Genomic DNA, 17,504 nt, shown 5'->3' with positions numbered 1-17,504 from the left:
GCCGGCGTCACACGATCACGCCCTCATGGGTCCGGTCGTCGTCCAGATCCGGCCGTGTCGCCCGCTCCAGCGGCCGCGGAAGCAGTGTGGTCCTCAACGGCGCCGCGCCGGCGAACCGCTCCTGAGCGTCCTCGTGCAGCGGGGTGAGCTCGCGGCCCGCGCCGCGGGTGTCGACCGTGCCGACCACCGGAGCGTGCGCGTCCTCGGGTGCGAGGTCGCCGCCCGCGAGCAGCATGCGGTCGGCGAGCCGTGCGGCGGCGTGCCCGTCGTCCAGGTCGCAGAACTCACGCTGGAACCGGCGGTAGCGCTCGTCGTACGCGTCCTGGATGCGGTCGATGTCGCGGACGGCGGTCACCAGGTCCTCCGAGGTGGACACCAGGGGCCCGGGGGCGCTGCGCTCGAAGTCGAAGTAGAAGCCGCGCAGGGTGTCGCGGTAGTGGTCGAGGTCGTAGGTGAAGAAGAGGATCGGGCGGCCCGTGTTGACGTAGTCGAACATCAGGGACGAGTAGTCCGTGATCATCACGTCGGTGATGAGGGAGAGGTCCGCCATGTCCGGGTAGTCGGAGACGTCGAAGACGAAACCGTCACCGGCCCCCGGAACCGGGTCCACCACGTTGGGGTGACGCCGGACCAGAAGCACATGGTCGGCGCCCAGCCGGGCGCGGGCGTCGGCGAGGTCGATACGGAAGTCGAGCTTGTACTTGCCCGGGGCGTAGAACTGGTCGTCGCGCCAGGTGGGGGCGTACAGCACGACCCGCTTGCCCCTGGGCAGCCCGATGCGCCGGCGGATCCACTGCTCGCGCTGCTCCGTGCCGGGGCGGCGAAGGATGTCGTTGCGCGGGTAGCCGCACTCGACCATCCGGCCGGAGAAGCCGAAGGCGCGCTTGAGGATCGGGGTGGAGAAGCTGTTGGGCGAGACCAGCATGTCCCAGTTCCGCACCTCCTTCTCGACCCGTTCCAGGTAGCGCTGGTCGGCGAAGTGGATGGCCTCGATGTCGTGGCCGATCTTCTTCAGCGGTGTCCCGTGCCAGGTCTGCACGACCACCTGTCCCTCGCGCTTGACGAACCAGTCGGGGAGGTGGTTGTTGGCGACGACGTACCGGCTGGTGGCCAGGGCCTCGTACCACTCGGGGGACCACATGCGGACGGCCCGCACGCTCGAGGGGAGCGGCACCTGGTCGTCGCGTACGACCCACAGGTGGTCGAGGCGGACGCCGCGCCGGATCAGTTCCTCGTGCAGGGCACGGGGGCTGTCGGAGTACTGGGTGCCCTTGAAGGCGTCGAAGAGCACCGCGGGGCGCACCGGTGTGCGACGGGCCGCCGGGTAGGCCTTGGTCCTCAGCAGCTTCTGCCGGTACGGGCCGCGGGCGTCGTCGGGCATGGCGGAGTGGACGAGCAGGCTCAGGCGGTCGTAGGCCTCCGCCTGGAGTTCGTAGCGGCGCTCGCTCTCCTCGTAGTCGTGCGGGAACGCGGGCACGAGGTCCTGGTCGATCTTCATCATCAGGTCGTCGAGCCGGTCCTCGCGGGCCACCGCGGAGAGGTCCTGACGACGCAGGAAGAAGTCCCAGCGGCCGGCCGCGAGCGGGATGTCGCCGGCCAGGGTCCGCATCGCCGCGGGGGTCAGCACGCAGCGGAAGCCGCCACCGTCCCAGACGAGGGGGACCTCGCGTTCGGCGCCGTGCGCACGTGAGCGCACGACCACGTGGGCCGCCCCGTACTCGGCCGCCGAGAGCCGGTCCGCGGCCGAGTACCGGCCGCTGATCTCGAGTGAGCCGTCCTCGCGCCAGGCGAAACCGGTCACCGTGGGCAGGGTCGCCCGCTCGAACAGGACCAGGTAGCCCGATCCGTTGCGGTGCACGACGATCTCACGGTCGCCTTCACGGGTCTGCAGCGAGGCGGGCATGCGGTAGTGCCCGTCGGCCGTGCCCTCGGCCATGACCGGGTAGATCGTCATCTTCCGGCCCTCGACGTGGAAGGTGGTCTTCCAGCCGTTGCTGCCCATGTTCCAGGACTGCGGGATCTCCTCCTCGCCCTGGGTACCGGCCCGGAAACCCGGGGCGAGGGCGCTCAGCGGAAGCCGGGTGGTGAAGGTGCACCAGCCCTCACCGCCCGGAGTGAAGCGCACCCAGGCGTCGTGACGTCCGACACCGCCCATGTCGGTCACCCGGAACTTGCCCCATTCGGGCACGGTGGGGCCGAGGTAGACGCCGCGCACTTCGAGCTGTTCACCGACGAGGCGGTGCCCGGTGATCCGGCACCGCACGACCTCCACGCGCAGCTTGAGTTTGCCCTGCACGAACAGCGGCAGAATGCGGGTGTTGCGGTCGACGTACCGGTACGGCGGGTTGGCCGCGCTGTTCGCGGCGCCCCTCTCGATGCCCTGGTAGCGGAACAGCCCGCGGCTGAGGACGCCGGCGGCGATGTCCCAGGTTCCCTCGACCCACTTGTCCTTCTGCTTCAGGCGGCTCGTGTCGAAGCGTGCCTCGAAGCCGGCCCAGTCATAACAGTATCGATTCTGCTGCGACTGTTCGGTGGCCTGCGGGGCATAGATGGTCTTCGCCGGGGCGACGAGCGTCCGCCCCTGCTTCTTGTTGCGCAGCGCGAGCGCCTTCACCGACATGTGCTTCTTGTGCACGTTGATGAAACGGATGTACGCGGTGCCGGTGAGCGTCAGCAGATCGGAGTCCGCGGTCCAGCGGGCGCCGGTGAGTGAACCGTGCAGGGAGAACTCTTTGTCGAGGCGGTAGGCCTTCTTGTCCAGGCCCACCTCCCGGTCCCCGAGATAGGGGTAGTTCAGGTAGCGGTGGAAACGCCGGTGCACGGGTATCGGGCCGCCGCGCCGCTCGAAGGCGATGACCTCGAGAAGCTCGTCCAACCGCCCGGCCCGCACGAGGTGCCACTTGACGCGGGCTTCCGCGGGCAGTTCGTCGATGATGGTGAGGTCGGCCTCGTCGAGGAACTCGTTGGCCCACTGCATGAAGGTCTCGCGGTACTCCTCGTCGGCCTCCGGCAGCACCTTCAGGTGGAGCATCAGGTCGGACTTCAGACAGGCGAGGTCGTACTTGCGCTTGCTCTCCTCGTACAGGTCCGAGCCCTGGCCGGCGAGGAAGCGGCTGACCGACTGCACCGCCAGGACCCGGTCGCGCAGGTTGGACACCTCGGTGTGGCGCTGCGTGATCGAGGGGGCAGCTCCACCCTCCCGGCGCCGCCAGAAGTAGACGATGTCGGTGACGACGTCGACCTTGCCGGCCCGGAAGTGGGCGAACATGTTGACCCAGGAGTCCTCGTACAGGACGCCCTCGGGGAACTCGATGGAGTGCTGGTCCCAGAAGGACCGCCGGAACACCTTGTTCCAGACAGTGCGGTCGTAGATCAGCCCTTCGAACCTGGTGATGTGGGTACCGCGCCGGTTCTTCTGCATCGGGCCCTTGTGCAGCGGAGACTGCCACTTCTTCGTGGAGTTCATCATCTGCACGTTGCCGGAGACGAAGTCCGAACCGGACTCCTCCAGGGTGCGCACCAGCAGTTGGTAGGTGTACTCGGGGATGACGTCGTCGCCGTCGACGAAGGCGAGGAACTCGCCCTCGGGATGCATCGCGCGCAGGCCGGTGTTGCGGGCGTGGCCGGGGCCGTGCGACTCCTGGCGGATGAGCCGGAAGCGCGGGTCACGAGCGCAGAAGTCCTCGGCGATTCCGGTGGACCCGTCGGTGGAGCCGTCGTCGACGAGGATCACCTCGAAGTCGCGGAACGACTGGCGTGCCATCGACTCCAGGCACTCCGCGAGATAGACCTCCACGTCCTGAAAGGGAACGACAACACTCAGACGCGGGTGATCCGCCAACTCGTACTCCCACCAATGCACTTCGCCCACCGGACGGCACACCACTCCACAGTGGACGCCCACCCCCTGCTCGGCGTGCCCGTGCGGCCCCCTGGCCGCGTGGAACATCGCACGCCTTTCGCGACCGCGGACATGAGCCCCCCTCAACCCGCCGATCACAAGTTCGACATCTTATGTTGATCTTAAGGAAGGTCAAGGGACATCAACACGCGGGGGTAATGAGCCAACCGCGGGTCGCCCACCCGCAGGAGCAGCAGGTCGAGTTGCTTATAGTTCTCCCCACTGCATTGACCACGCAGTGGGCCGGCCTCCCCCACCCGGGCCCTGCCACTCCGCCGGAGCGGAGCCCGAATGGAGAGGAACCGAACTCGATGTCGAAAACGATGGAGTCCGCTCGTGCGCCCGAGGCGCCGGACGGCGGGCACCCCCCGCGGAGCAAGCGACGTTGGGGACGCATCGTTCTGCTGACGCTGCTGGTGCTGGTGCTGGCCTCGGGGGGCGTCGTCTACTGGCTCCTCAGCGGCCTGAACCACAACATCAAGGGCCTCGACATCGATCACGCCATCGGTGACGACCGGCCCGAGAAGCTGCCCACGTCCGGGCAGAACATCCTGATCCTCGGCTCCGACTCCCGCGCCGGCGCCAACGCCGCACTCCACACCGGCAACGTCTCCGGCGCGCGGTCCGACACCGCGCTGGTGATGCACATACCCGAGGGCCGCACCCAGGCCGTCGCCATCAGCATTCCGCGCGACACCCTGGTGACCCGGCCCGAGTGCACGAAGTCCGACGGCACGGCGGTGGCGTCGGCGAAGCGCGTGATGTTCAACTCCATCTACGGACAGGTCGGTCCGGCCTGTGTGGTGAAGACCGTGGAGCAGATGTCCGGCATCCGCATGGACCACTACATGGAGATCGACTTCTCCGGGTTCAAGGGGCTGGTGGACGCGATAGGCGGGGTCACCGTCACCGTGGACCAGGACATCCACGACAAGTCCAGCGGCCTTGACCTGACCGCGGGCACCCACCGTCTGGACGGCACCGAGTCCCTGCAGTTCGTCCGCACCCGGCACGGCATCGGGGACGGCAGCGACCTCGGACGCATCAGCCTCCAGCAGCAGTTCATGCTGGACCTGCTGAGCGAGATCAAGCAGCAGGACCTCCTGGGCAGCCCCACCAAGACCTACAAGATCGCCGACAAGCTCACCGCGGCGCTCACCACCGACTCCGACCTCGCCTCCCTCACCAAGCTGGCGGACTTCAGTCGCAGCCTGAACGGGGTCGACCCGTCCAGCATGGAGACGATCATGCTGCCGGTGATGTACGACAAGATCGACCCCAACCGCGTGGTGGCCGCGGAGCCCCAGGCGACCGAACTGTGGAAGGCGCTCCACGACGACTCCACCATCCCGGAGTCCGCCAAGAAGTCCCCGGCGACGGGCGGTTGATCGATCCGCCCGGCGGGGTCGCGCTCGTCCACGGGCCGGCGACCGCCGGGCGCGACAGGTCCGGCGGGTCGGGCGGAACGGGTCGGGCAGCACGGGTCGGGCAGCACGAGTCGGGTGAGGTCGGGACGGGCGGGATGCCCGTGGGCGTACGACGTCACCGACACTGGTACCGCGTCTGATCCCGACCGGAAGGACCGACCCACGATGCCGACCCTGCTGATCGTCGACGGGGCCAACGTCGTCGGCTCCGTCCCGGACGGATGGTGGCGCGACCGTCGGGCCGCCGCCGAACGCCTGCGCGACCGGCTCGCCGGGTACGCCGAGGGAGGCGTTCCCGGTGTGCCGGGTCCGCTGGAGATCGTCCTGGTCCTGGAGGGCGCCGCCCGGGGCGTGCCGTCCGTGCCCGGCGTACGGGTCGAGGAGGCCTCCGGCGACGGCGACGACCACATCGTCCGGCTGGTCGCCGCCGCGGCGGACCGGTCCCGCGTGGTCGTCACCGCCGACCGCGAACTGCGCCGCAGGGTGACCGCGACGGGCGCCACCACCGTGGGCCCGCGCACGGTGTACGGCCCCGGCGGCCGGGACGCCTCCGGTCAGGAGCGTTGACCGCGGGTCAGGCAGGGCCCGGAGAACGGGTCAGGTCAGTGTGGCCTGGTACAGCGCCGCGCCGGCGCTGGCGATCAGTACCCCGAGGACGATCTTCTTGAAGCGGGCGGGGTCCGTGCGGGTGAAGACGCGGTCGCCGAGCCACCAGCCCACGAGGAGGCCGGGCAGCCCCGCGCCGGCCAGGAGCAGGCTGTCCCCGGTCAGCCGGCCGACGGCGAGGAAGCCGGCGAGGGCCAGGGCGTCCTGGACGCAGAACGTGGCCTGGAGCGTGGCCCGGAACTCCCGGGGCGTCAGGCCCATGGCCTGGAAGGCGGCGACCAGCGGCGGCCCGTTCATACCGGTCGCGGTCAGCAGCGCCCCGCTGACGGCACCCGCCGCGACGGTGGGCCCGGTACCGCGCCGGAAGGTCAGCCCCCGGCCGATCAGGACGGCGAACACCAGCACCACACAGGCGATGAGGACCGACAGTGAGCGGGCGCCCAGCACCGTCACCGCGAGCAGCCCGAGCGGCATGCCCACCAGTCCGGCGGCACTCACCAGGCCCACGGTGCGCACACCGACGTGCTCCCTCTGGTGGACCCAGACCGCGAGCGCGAGGACCGCGCCCAGCGCGGTCACCACGACGACGGCGTTCTGGGGAGTGGTGATAAGCGTCAGCAGCGGCACCGCCACCAGCGCGAACCCGAAGCCGCTCAGCGCCTGCGCGAACGACGCCAGCGCGGTGACCAGCGCCACCTCGGCGATCAGGGTGGTCGTCACGTGCTCCCTTTCCGGCCCGCTGCCGCCGGGGTGACCCGTCCGACCCCGTACCTCCCCCGCACATTACCGAGCGGGAGAGCGCCCGGCGCCCCGAGGGGCGCCCGGAGAACGACCGCGCACCGGCCTCATCTGCGCAGCAGCAGCGAGGTGACCCGCAGCCGGCCGCTGTGGATCCAGACGTCCGAGTACTCCACCGGCCGGTCGTCGGCGAGGTAGGTGACCTGCTGGAGGTACTGCACGGGCGCACCCTCGGGCAGTGACAGGGCGTCGGCGACATCGGCGGTGGCGGCCTCCGCGCTGAACGTCCGGCGGGCCGTGGCGATCTTCAGTCCGTACGTGCCCTCCAGCACCCCGAAGAGGCTGGAGGCGGTGAAGTCCACCTCTTCGATGCCGGGCGCGACGTCCGTGCGCACGAAGTTGAACAGCAGCGCTACCGGGCCCTCGCCGGTGCTGCGCACCCGCACCAGACGCAGCACGCGAGTGCCGGGAGCGACGTCGAGCAGGGCCGCGACGGGCCGGGGCGGAACGATCAGCGAGCACTCCCGCACCGACGTGGTGGTGACCACGCCCTGGCTCGCGAAGTCCTCGGACAGGGTGCTCAGCTTCTGGGCGATGGCCGGTTCGATCGTCGTCGAGGTGACGAACGTGCCGCGCCCGCGCACCTGCCGCAGCAGTCCCTCCTCGATGAGCGTGGTCAGGGCGCGCCGCAGGGTGCCGCGGCTGACACCGAACTCCTGAGCCAGTTCGGGCTCACTCTTGAGGCGGTAGTGCGCCGGCCACTCGCCGCTGGCGATACGCAGTCGGATGTGTTCCGAGATCTGGACGTGGATCGCCGTGGGGACGTCACGCTTGATGCCCGGAAGCCCCCCTTTGTCGGCCGTCACAGTTGTCGCATCTCCTTCTCCGGTCTCACCGGAGGACGGGCGTCGCTCCGGAAAATGGGGAGCCGCACCCCGGCCGCGAGGTGCGGGCGGGGTGCGGCGGCAGTGGCCGGTCAGTAGCTGACGGTCGACTCGTCACCGGTGTCGGTCACGATCTCCAGACCGGCGCTGGTCCCGAGCAGGGAGGCACCCGCGCGCAGGAGTTCCAGGCCCTGCCGGTAGGTCTTGATGGACCCGGACGCCTTCACCTGAACCCCGTTCCGCGCCCGCTCAACAAGGTAGCGAACGCTCGTCGGATTCGCAGTCTCGATCTGTCCGCTGCTGGCGTTCTTCAGAAAGGCGACGCCCGCCTCCATGGCGAGCTCGACGGCGGCCTCCTTCTCGTCGTCGGTGAGGAGCGGCAGTTCCAGCATGACCTTGACGGGCAGGCCCGAGGCCCTGACCACGCCCGCGATGTCCTCGCGGAAGTCGTCGTAGCGGCCGCTCTTGAGCCAGCCGATCTGGACGCCGATGTCGAGCTGGGTCGCGCCGAGCCGGGCGATCTCCGCGGCCTCGGCCGCCTTGCCCGCGCTGGTCATGACGCCGACGGTCGGGAAGTCCAGTGCGGAGGCCACTCCGACCCCGGTGCCGCGCAGTTCGGCCGCGACGACGGGCAGCCAGGACGCGGGAACCATCGCGGCGTTGAAGCCGTGGGTGACCGCCTCCTGGGCGTGGGCGACCATGTCGTCGCGGGTCGCATCCGGATCGATCTTGGTGTGCTGGATGTAGGGAGCCAACTCGGCCGGGGTGAGGTTGAGTTCGGCTGCGATGGCGGTCGTGGTGGACACGGAGTGATCTCCCTGTGTGGAGGGCGGTGGGGCACCCGGCGAATCGCCCGTCGGGTGCTTTCGAGGTGGGGGCGTACGGCCGGCGACGACTCAGAGCCTGGACGCGTAGTGGTCCGGGACGACGACGCCCTCGCCGCCGAACCACCTGGGGACGTCGACGCCGCAGAACAGGCCGATGTTGCCCCAGGGTTCGAAGGCTCCGGTGCGTACGACGACCTTGGCCTGCCGGGCCAGCTCGCCGAGGACCTCCGCGTGCGGACGGGTGGTGAACTCGGCGGCGGAGAAGCGTTCGCGCAGCCACGCGTCCAGCCGTGGGTTGTGGGTGGGGACGTCCTCGGCCCGGACCACGCCCTCGACGACCAGTTCGTCGGCGATCAGTCCGAGCACCGTCCGCAGGTCCGGCAGGTTCTCGGCGAGGGCGAGATCGACGCGGTGCGCGTCCCGCGGGACGGGGAAGCCGGCGTCCACGACCAGCAGCAGGTCGGTGTGGCCGAGCGTGGCCAGGGCCCCGCTCAGTTCGGCGTTGAGGATGCCGGAGCGTTTCACGGTGGGTTCCTTTCGGTGGGTCTTCGCGGTTCGGACCGCGGGTTCTCAGGCCGCGGCCGGCGTCGCTCCGGTCGCGAGGGCCATGACGGACTCCTCGGTCGCCTCCGCGGAGTCGACGATCTTCACCAGCCGGCCCTCGCTCATCACGGCGATCCGGTCGGTCAGGGTCAGCAGTTCGGGCAGGTCGGAGGAGGAGCAGAGGATCGCCAGGCCCTTCTGGGCGAGCGCGAACAACTGCTCGTAGATCTCGGCCTTCGCCCCGATGTCCACGCCGCGGGTGGGCTCGTCGAGGATCAGCACCTCGGGGTTGATCGCCAGCCAGCGTCCGAGTACGGCCTTCTGCTGGTTGCCGCCGGACAGGCTGGTGATGGGCTGGTTCATGGTGGCGGTCTTGACCCGCAGCCGTTGCGCCTGGTCGGCGGCGCTCGCGTCGAAGGCGCGGCGGCGGACGATCCCGAACCGGCTGAACGCCCTCGTGGTGAGCGCGCCGATGTTCTCGCCGACGCTCATGGTGGTCAGCAGCCCCTGGGCGCGGCGCTCTCCGGGCACGAACGCGAGCCGGCGTTCGACGCTGGCGATCGGATCGCGCCGGTCGTAGGGCGTGCCCAGCAGTTCCACGGTGCCGCCGGTGCCGCGGTCACCGCCGAAGAGGTTGTGCAGCAGCTCCACCCGGCCGGAGTCCGGCAGTCCGGCCACGCCCAGGATCTCGCCGGGACGCAGGTCGAAGGAGACACCGTTGTGCCGCCGCCCGCTCAACTCGCGTACCTTCAGGGCCGGTTCGTCGGAGGACTCGCTGTCGCGCGCCGCGCGGCGGGTGAGCCGGCCCAGTTCACGGCCGACCATGGCGGCGACCGCCTGGTCGGGGGTGGTGTCCGCGCTCCGCCAGGACGCGACGTGGGTGCCGTCGCGCAGAACCTGGATGTGGTCGGCCAGGCGGAAGACCTCGGGCATGCGGTGGGAGACGTAGAGCATGGTCGTCCCGGCTGCCTTGAGCTTGTCCATCAGGGCGAACAGCCGGTCGGCCTCGGCCGGGGTGAGCATGGCCGTCGGTTCGTCCAGGATCAGTACGCGGCAGCCCCGGGCGATGGACCGGGCGACCACGATGAGCTGCTGGGTGGCCAGGTCCAGGGTCCGCACGGAGGCGTTCGGGTCGAGGCTCAGGTCGAGTTCGGCGAGGAGTTCGCCGGTGCGCTCCAGCATGCGGCGCCGGGAGGGGAACCAGCGGTTGCCCGGCTCGACCCCGCTCAGCACGTTCTCCGCCACGCTGCGGTCGGGCAGCAGCGACAGCTCCTGGGGGACGATCGCGACGCCGTGCCGGCCGAGCATCGTACTCGGGTCGAAGGACGTGACCTCCTCGCCGAAGACGGTGACACCGCCCTCGCTGGGCGGCTGCAGACCGGCCAGGATCTTGAGCAGGGTCGACTTGCCGGCCCCGTTCTCCCCCAGCAGGGCGGTGACCTCGCCCGCCGGGACGTCGAAGGAGACGTCGCCGAGGGCACGGACCGGACCGAAGTTGCGGGACAGGCCGCGGATCCGGACGGCCGGGACGGCGCCGGGCGGGCCGCCGGGAGGCGCCGAGCCGCCCGGGGCGGCGGCGCGGGAGGTGGCGGTCATCAGTCCTCCACCGTCGCGGCGTCGAGGTTCTTGCGGGTGATGAACTGCGCGCCGGTGTCCACACCGGATATCGCGGTGCCCTTGGTGAGGAAGTCGTACAGCACCTTGACCGCCTGGTAGCCCTGCTCGGACGGGTTCTGGCTGATGGTGAAGTCCAGGACCCCGCGGTCGATGTACTCGGCGGTCTGGGTGAGCAGGTCGAAGCCGCCCATGGTGATGGAGTCGGCGCGTCCGGACTGGGCCACCCACTTGGCGGCGGCCGTGGTCGAGCAGCAGTCGAGCCCGGCGACGGCCACGACACCGGACTGGCCGGACATGGTGGACTCGACGGTGTTGTAGGCGGCGTTGGGCTCGTTGCCGACGTTCACCGGTCCGACGACCTTCAGATCGCTGCCGGCCAGGCCCTCCTTGAAGCCGTTGAAACGGTCGTGCGACCAGCCGGCCCCGGTGTCGACGGAGAAGACCACGACGGACTTGCCCTTGCCGCCGCCCTTGAGGTTCTTGAGCAGCTGTTCGGCCTCGGCCTTGCCGGAGCCCTTGAGGTCCTGGCCGACGAAGCCCATCTGCCGGGAGTCGGGGTTGTCGGTGTTGAACGAGATGATCGGGATGCCCGCCTTGTAGGCCTGGCTGATGACCGGCTTGAGCGCGTCGCTGGAGGCGGAGGAGACGGCGAGACCGTCCACGGCCTTCTGCTGGATGAGCGTCTGGATCTCGGACACCTGCTTGGCGGCGTCGCCGCCGGTGGGGCCGATGAGGGAGACGTCGGCCCCGAGCTCCTTGCCGGCCCGCTTCATGCCCGCGCCGATCGGCGTCGCGAAGGCGAGGGACGGGTCGTGGTAGCTCAGCTTGATACGCATCGGCTTGTGCTCGTCGACCCGCTGCTGGATGTACGGGGCGAGCTTGAAGGAGCCGTCGCCGGAGCCGCCGGAGTCGGCGGCGGTGACGGCACCGCACGCGGTGAGGGTGAGGGCCGCGGTCGCGGCCGTCGCGGCGAGGAGGGATCTGAGGAGGGTGCGCGGGGACATCGTGACTCCCTTGTCGGGTCCGTGAGTCTGCGTCTGCGTGAGATGGGAAGCGGGCGGCGGTCAGGCGCGGGTCTTGCGCTTGCGCTGCCAGGTGTCGGCCGCGACGGCGGCGACGATGACGAGACCGGTGACCACGGTCTGCCAGAAGGAGGAGATGCCCTTGATGTTCAGGATGTTCTGGAGCAGGCCGATGAAGGCGACGCCGATGACGGTGCCCCACATGGTGCCGGAGCCGCCGAAGAGGGCCGCGCCGCCGATGATGACGGCGGAGATGACGGTGAGCTCCAGGCCCTGGCCGGTCACGCCCTGCACATAGGAGAGGAAGGACAGGCCGAGTACACCGGCGAGACCTGCGGTGAAACCGGACAGGACGAACGCGGTGAGCTTGACCCGCTTGACGTTGACGCCGACCAGGCGGGCGGCCTCCTGGTTGCCGCCGACCGCGTAGGTGTTGAAGCCGAAACGGGAGCGGGACAGCAGCACCACTCCGAGGGCGGCGACGGCGGCGAAGAAGACGAACTGCATCGGGATCACGCCGAAGAGCCGTCCCTGGCCGAGGAGGTTGAACTCCGCCACCCCGGGCCGGGAGGAACTCAGCGAGATCGGGGCCCCGTCGGAGATGAGCAGGGCGATACCGCGGAAGACGCTGAGCGTGCCGAGGGTGACGATGAAGGACGGCACCCCGAGCATCACCACCGCCAGCCCGTTGAGCAGTCCGGCCAGGGCGCCGACGGCCAGTCCGACGAGCATCGCGCCGGGCCAGTTCCAGCCGTCCGAGATGAGCATTCCGGTGGAGATCGCGGACAGGGCGTAGGTCGAGCCGACCGAGAGGTCGATCTCGCCGTTGAGGATCACGAACGTCGCCCCGACGGCCATGATGCCGATCTGCGCGATCTGCTGACCCACCGAGAGCAGGTTGTCGGACTGGGCGAAGGTCGGCGAGAGCACGGTGCCCAGCAGGAAGAGCAGGACGAGCGCGGCGAAGACGCCTGCCTCGCGTGCGTGCAGCAGCCTGCGCAACGCGAGCGGCAGCTGCCGTGCCGGTCCGGTGGCCGACGGCGCCGCGGCGGTCGGGGGTTTCGAGGTCGTCGAGGTCACGGGGTTCTTCCAATCCGGGCGTTCAGCTGGTCTCGGGTGGGCAGGGCGGGGACGACGCCCGCGATCGTCACGGTGTGGGCGCCCGCGGCGGCGGCGAACTCGGCGGCTCGTTCGAGGGGCTGCCCCTCGGCGAGGGCGACGGCGAGCGCGGCGGTGAAGGAGTCGCCGGCGCCCGTGGTGTCGACGACGGTGGGGGCCGCGTGCGGTGGCACCGCGGTCGTGCCGGAGGCCTGGGCGATCAGGGCGCCCTCGCCGCCCCGGGTGAGCACGGCGGCGCCCCCGGTGCGTTCCCTGAGGGAGTGGATCAGTTCCTCGTCGCTGAGCCCGTGGCCCTCGTCCAGACCGAGGAGGACGGGCGCCTCCGTCTGGTTCGGCGTGATCACGTCGATGAGCGGCCAGCACGCGTCGGGAAGCGGGCGGGCGGGCGCGGGGTTCAGCAGGGTCCGCGTACCGGTCTCGCGGCCCAGGCGGAGCGCGGTGACCACGGCCTCCTCCGGGATCTCCATGGACACGACCAGGATGTCGGCGGAGGCGATCTCGGCGCGGAAGGGTGCGACGGCTGCGGCGTCCAGCTCGTCCAGGGCGCCCGGCGCGATCGCGATGCGGTTCTCCCCGGAGGGTTCGACCAGGATGAAGCCGACCATCGTGGGGGCACCGGCGGTCAGCACGTGCTCGGCACCGACCCCTTCGCACTGCCACAACTCACGTGCGGAGCGGCCGAAGTCGTCGTCGCCCACCGCGGTCAGCAGCGAGACCTCGGCTCCCAGCCGGGCGGCGGCGATGGCCTGGTTGCTGCCCTTGCCACCGGGGCCGGGATCGAACACCCCGCCCGAGACGGTCTCACCCGCCGCGGGGGCCTTGGGGACCCGCATGGTGAGGCCGGCTCCATAACTTCCGACAACCGCGATCTTCATGGGCGCACCGCTTTGTGTATGGACAACCATGGACAAGCGAGATCGTAGGTACAGGGATGTCCATAGTCAACGGTTGTCGAGAAGATGAACTCCGGTTGTTCTCACGCACACAGGAAAACGGGCCCGGGCTCCTCATCGAGGAACCCGGGCCCGTCCGCCGGCGTCGCGAGCGGCCTGCCGCCGCTACGCGGTGCCGCGCTCCTGCGCCTGGCGTTCGGCGAGCCTGCTGTGCTTGCGGCCGTAGAGGAAGTACACGACGAAGCCGATGACCATCCAGATGGCGAAGCGGAGCCAGGTCTCGGCGGGGAGGTTGAGCATCAGCCAGAGGGAGGCGCAGACGGAGAGAACGGGGATCAGCGGGACCCAGGGGGTGCGGAAGGCGCGGGGCAGGTCGGGCCGGGTGTTGCGCAGGATGATCACGCTGATCGCGACGACGATGAATGCGAACAGGGTGCCGATGTTCACGAGTTCGGCCAGTTCGCTGAGGCTGGTGAACCCGGCGACGACGGCGATGATCACGCCGAGCAGGATGGTCGGCCGGTACGGGGTGCGGAACCGCGGGTGGGTGTGCGAGAAGAACCGGGGCAGCAGCCCGTCCCGGCTCATCGCGAAGAAGACCCGCGCCTGCCCGAGGAGCAGGATCATGCACACGGTGGTCAGGCCGACGGCCGCGCCGAAGCTGATCAGGCCCGCGTACCACGGATGCCCGGTGGCCTTGAACGCGTCGGCGAGCGGCGCGTCGACGGACAGCGCGCTGTACTTCTGCATGCCGGTGACGACGATCGACACGGCGACGTACAGCACGGTGCAGATGATCAGCGAGCCGATGATGCCGCGCGGCACGTCGCGCTGCGGATTGCGGGTCTCCTCGGCCGCCGTGGCCACCACGTCGAAGCCGATGAAGGCGAAGAAGACGACGGACGCGGCGGTGAAGATGCCCATCACGCCGAAGTTCGAGGGCGCCCAGCCGAACATCAGCTGGATGAGCGGTGCCTTGAGGTTGCCGCCCGCGGGCACCGGCTGGGGCTTCGGGATGAAGGGGTCGTAGTTGCCGCTCTTGATGAAGAAGGCGCCCGCGATGATCACGACGAGCACCACGGCCACCTTGACGGCGACGACGATGGAGGTGACCCGCGCGGAGAGCTTCATGCCGAGCACGAGGATGGCGGTGAGGACGAGGACCAGGAGGGCGGCGAGGATGTCGAAGCCGAAACCGGACGCGGTGTCACGCCCGCTGAGGTATTCGGGCAGGTGCCAGCCCGCGTTGTCGAGCAGCGAGTGGATGTAGCCGGACCATCCGACGGCGACCACCGCCGTGCCGAGCGCGAGTTCCAGCACCAGGTCCCAGCCGATGATCCAGGCGGGGAACTCGCCGAGTGAGGCGTAGGAGAAGGTGTAGGCGGAGCCTGCCACCGGGACCGTGGAGGCGAACTCCGCGTAGCACAGCGCGGCGAGCGCGCAGACCACACCGGCGACCACGAAGGACAGGGAGACGGCGGGCCCGGCGGTGTTCCTGGCCGCCGTGCCGGTGAGGACGAAGATGCCGGTGCCGATGATGACACCGACGCCGAAGACCGTCAGATCGAGGGCGGACAGGGATTTTCTGAGCGCGTGCTCGGGTTCTTCGGTGTCCTGGATCGACTGCTCGACGTTCTTCGTCCGAAAGAGCGTGCTGCTCACGGCGTGACCTCCCCTGCTTGACGTCCTCGACCCGGCTCGACACGGCTCGGCATGATCGAGAGAGCTGGGGATGCGTATGCCCCGGCATTCGCAGGTTCACGCAGACGGGCCGGTTGCGCCACCCGTAAGAGGGGGCACGACCGGCCCGTAGCGCGTCGGGGAGGTCCCGGTGGTCAGTCGCGCGCGGTCTGCACCGCCGCGTCGACCCCCGTCTCGGCCTCCGGCCGCTCGAACCGGCCGTCCAGCTTGGAGACCAGGCCCGTGACCTGACGGGCGATGTCCGGCGCGGTCAGCCCGATCTCCACCAGCACCTCCGCGCGGGAGGCGTGGTCGAGGAAGCGCGGCGGAATGCCGAAGTCGCGCAGCGGCACGTCCACGCCCGCGTCCCGCAGGGCCTGGGCGACCGCCGAGCCGACACCGCCGACACGGGAGTTGTCCTCGACGGTGACGACCACGCGGTGCCGTGCGGCGAGCGGGGCCATGGCCTCGTCGACGGGCTTGACCCAGCGCGGGTCGACGACCGTGGTGGTGATGCCCTGCTTGTCGAGGAGCGAGGCCACCTCAAGACACATCGGGGCGAGGGCGCCGACGGAGACGAGCAGGACGTCCGGGGTCTCGGTGCCGGGCTCGCGCAGTACGTCCATGCCGCCGACGCGGCCCACCGCGGGTACGGCGGGACCGACGGCGCCCTTGGAGAAGCGGACCACGGTCGGCGCGTCGTCGACCTCGACGGCCTCGCGGAGCTGGGCGCGGACCTGGTCGGCGTCGCGCGGGGCGGCCAGCCGCAGACCTGGGACGACCTGAAGGATCGACATGTCCCACATGCCGTTGTGGGAGGCGCCGTCGGTGCCGGTGACACCGGCGCGGTCCAGGACGAAGGTGACACCGCACTTGTGCAGGGCCACGTCCATCAGGACCTGGTCGAAGGCGCGGTTGAGGAAGGTGGCGTAGACGGCGAAGACGGGGTGCACCCCGGCGTGGGCGAGGCCGGCCGCGGACACGGCGCCGTGCTGCTCGGCGATGCCGACGTCGTAGACCCGGTCGGGGAAGGCCTTGGCGAACTTGTCCAGGCCGACCGGCTGGAGCATGGCCGCGGTGATGGCGACGATGTCCTTGCGCTCCTTGCCGAGCCTGACCATCTCGTCGCCGAAGACGGAGGTCCAGTCGGCGCCGGAGGTGGCGATCGGCAGTCCCGTGTCGGGGTGGATCTTGCCCACGGCGTGGAAGCGGTCGGCCTCGTCCTGGAGGGCGGGCTGGTAGCCACGGCCCTTCTCGGTGAGGCAGTGCACGATGACGGGACCGCCGAACCGCTTGGCACGGGCCAGCGCCGACTCCAGGGCCTCGATGTCGTGGCCGTCGATGGGACCCACGTACTTCAGGCCCAGGTCCTCGAACATGCCCTGCGGGGCGATGAAGTCCTTCAGGCCCTTCTTGGCGCCGTGCAGGGTCTCGTACAGCGGCCGGCCGACGACCGGGGTGCGCTCGAGGACCTCGCGGGTGCGGGCCAGGAAGCGCTCGTAGCCGTCGGTGGTGCGCAGGGTCGCCAGGTGGTTGGCGAGGCCGCCGATGGTCGGCGCGTAGGAGCGCTCGTTGTCGTTGACGACGATGACGAGCGGGCGGTCCTTGGCGTCGGCGATGTTGTTCAGCGCCTCCCAGGCCATGCCGCCGGTCAGCGCGCCGTCACCGATGACCGCGGCGACGTGGCTGTCCCGCTCGAGAAGCTGGTTGGCCTTGGCGATGCCGTCGGCCCAGCCCAGCACGGTCGAGGCGTGGCTGTTCTCGATGACGTCGTGCTCGGACTCGGCCTGCGAGGGGTAGCCGGACAGGCCGCCCTTCATCTTCAGCTTGGAGAAGTCCTGACGGCCGGTGAGCAGCTTGTGCACGTAGGACTGGTGGCCGGTGTCCCACAGCACCTTGTCCTTCGGCGACTGGAAGACGCGGTGCAGGGCGATGGTCAGCTCCACCACACCGAGGTTGGGGCCGAGGTGGCCGCCGGTCTTGGAGACCTCGGTGACGAGGAAGGTCCGGATCTCCCGCGCCAGCTGGTCCAGCTCCTCCAGGCTGAGCCGGTCCAGATCGCGCGGTCCCCTGATGCGGGTCAGCAGCGGCACCCGTGCCTCCTTGCGTAGAGCTGATCGAGCTGTTGCCGGGCTCGTCGAGTCTAATGTTCCGCCCGAGCGCCCGGTGTCCGGGCCGGGGGTCGTATGTCACGCGAACGGCGGTACCCACCGTCGCGCAGGTCATGACACGACCGTGCCCGGCACC

General features: G+C 70.0%; 13 protein-coding genes. 2 read left to right on the top strand and 11 right to left on the bottom strand.

Translation table 11 applies throughout. The features are described from left to right. Positions 1–7 precede the first annotated feature (7 nt). Complete coding sequence (locus tag ACIP4X_RS32055; RefSeq protein WP_401351670.1) at positions 8–3,796, bottom strand: CDP-glycerol glycerophosphotransferase family protein; 3,789 nt, start codon at positions 3,794–3,796, stop codon at positions 8–10. A 416-nt stretch (positions 3,797–4,212) separates the two neighbouring features. On the opposite strand from ACIP4X_RS32055, the gene ACIP4X_RS32050 reads away from it, so the two are divergent. After that, on the top strand, positions 4,213–5,289 hold the full coding sequence (locus tag ACIP4X_RS32050) for an LCP family protein (protein ID WP_401351667.1): 1,077 nt from the start codon (positions 4,213–4,215) through the stop codon (positions 5,287–5,289). Positions 5,290–5,493: 204 nt separating this feature from the next. After that, on the top strand, positions 5,494–5,895 hold the full coding sequence (locus ACIP4X_RS32045) for an NTP pyrophosphohydrolase (RefSeq protein ID WP_401351664.1): 402 nt from the start codon (positions 5,494–5,496) through the stop codon (positions 5,893–5,895). A gap of 30 nt (positions 5,896–5,925) precedes the next feature. On the opposite strand, the gene ACIP4X_RS32040 is transcribed toward ACIP4X_RS32045, so the two are convergent. From ACIP4X_RS32040 to dxs, 10 genes are all read right to left on the bottom strand, one after another. After that, the gene (locus tag ACIP4X_RS32040; protein ID WP_401351661.1) at positions 5,926–6,654 is read right to left on the bottom strand and encodes a sulfite exporter TauE/SafE family protein; all 729 of its coding nucleotides are present in this window, start codon (positions 6,652–6,654) and stop codon (positions 5,926–5,928) included. Between the two features lie 125 nt (positions 6,655–6,779). Then, on the bottom strand, positions 6,780–7,538 hold the full coding sequence (locus ACIP4X_RS32035) for a GntR family transcriptional regulator (RefSeq protein ID WP_358735096.1): 759 nt from the start codon (positions 7,536–7,538) through the stop codon (positions 6,780–6,782). 110 nt (positions 7,539–7,648) lie between these two features. Next, positions 7,649–8,362 (bottom strand): deoxyribose-phosphate aldolase, encoded by a 714-nt coding sequence (gene deoC, locus ACIP4X_RS32030; protein ID WP_358735094.1) that lies wholly within the window; start codon positions 8,360–8,362, stop codon positions 7,649–7,651. A 90-nt stretch (positions 8,363–8,452) separates the two neighbouring features. Further along, on the bottom strand, positions 8,453–8,908 hold the full coding sequence (rbsD, locus tag ACIP4X_RS32025) for a D-ribose pyranase (protein ID WP_358735092.1): 456 nt from the start codon (positions 8,906–8,908) through the stop codon (positions 8,453–8,455). Between the two features lie 45 nt (positions 8,909–8,953). Further along, a complete protein-coding gene (locus ACIP4X_RS32020; RefSeq protein WP_358735091.1) occupies positions 8,954–10,522 on the bottom strand; it encodes a sugar ABC transporter ATP-binding protein in 1,569 nt (522 codons plus the stop codon). Then, complete coding sequence (locus tag ACIP4X_RS32015) at positions 10,522–11,547, bottom strand: substrate-binding domain-containing protein (protein ID WP_358735089.1); 1,026 nt, start codon at positions 11,545–11,547, stop codon at positions 10,522–10,524. The genes ACIP4X_RS32020 and ACIP4X_RS32015 overlap by 1 nt, the downstream gene beginning before the upstream one ends. A gap of 60 nt (positions 11,548–11,607) precedes the next feature. Further along, positions 11,608–12,645 (bottom strand): ABC transporter permease, encoded by a 1,038-nt coding sequence (locus ACIP4X_RS32010; protein ID WP_358735087.1) that lies wholly within the window; start codon positions 12,643–12,645, stop codon positions 11,608–11,610. Beyond that, on the bottom strand, positions 12,642–13,559 hold the full coding sequence (locus ACIP4X_RS32005) for a PfkB family carbohydrate kinase (RefSeq protein WP_391457178.1): 918 nt from the start codon (positions 13,557–13,559) through the stop codon (positions 12,642–12,644). The genes ACIP4X_RS32010 and ACIP4X_RS32005 overlap by 4 nt, the downstream gene beginning before the upstream one ends. Positions 13,560–13,742: 183 nt before the next feature. Then, complete coding sequence (locus ACIP4X_RS32000) at positions 13,743–15,239, bottom strand: amino acid permease (RefSeq protein ID WP_358735084.1); 1,497 nt, start codon at positions 15,237–15,239, stop codon at positions 13,743–13,745. Between the two features lie 173 nt (positions 15,240–15,412). After that, positions 15,413–17,350: a 1-deoxy-D-xylulose-5-phosphate synthase gene (gene dxs, locus ACIP4X_RS31995; RefSeq protein WP_358735082.1), complete on the bottom strand. Its 1,938-nt coding sequence runs from the start codon at positions 17,348–17,350 to the stop codon at positions 15,413–15,415. Positions 17,351–17,504: the final 154 nt, after the last annotated feature.

Source organism: Streptomyces sp. NPDC088817 (assembly GCF_044750345.1).
Taxonomy (GTDB): Bacteria; Actinomycetota; Actinomycetes; order Streptomycetales; family Streptomycetaceae; genus Streptomyces.
This window is presented reverse-complemented; position numbering and strand designations above follow the sequence as displayed.

Excerpts from the sequence above, each read along its gene's own strand:
- ACIP4X_RS32050 (WP_401351667.1), top strand. The coding sequence starts at position 4,213 with ATGTCGAAAACGATGGAGTCCGCTCGTGCGCCCGAGGCGCCGGACGGC.
- ACIP4X_RS32020 (WP_358735091.1), bottom strand. The coding sequence starts at position 10,522 with ATGACCGCCACCTCCCGCGCCGCCGCCCCGGGCGGCTCGGCGCCTCCC.
- ACIP4X_RS32045 (WP_401351664.1), top strand. The coding sequence starts at position 5,494 with ATGCCGACCCTGCTGATCGTCGACGGGGCCAACGTCGTCGGCTCCGTC.
- ACIP4X_RS32005 (WP_391457178.1), bottom strand. The coding sequence starts at position 13,559 with ATGAAGATCGCGGTTGTCGGAAGTTATGGAGCCGGCCTCACCATGCGG.
- ACIP4X_RS32015 (WP_358735089.1), bottom strand. The coding sequence starts at position 11,547 with ATGTCCCCGCGCACCCTCCTCAGATCCCTCCTCGCCGCGACGGCCGCG.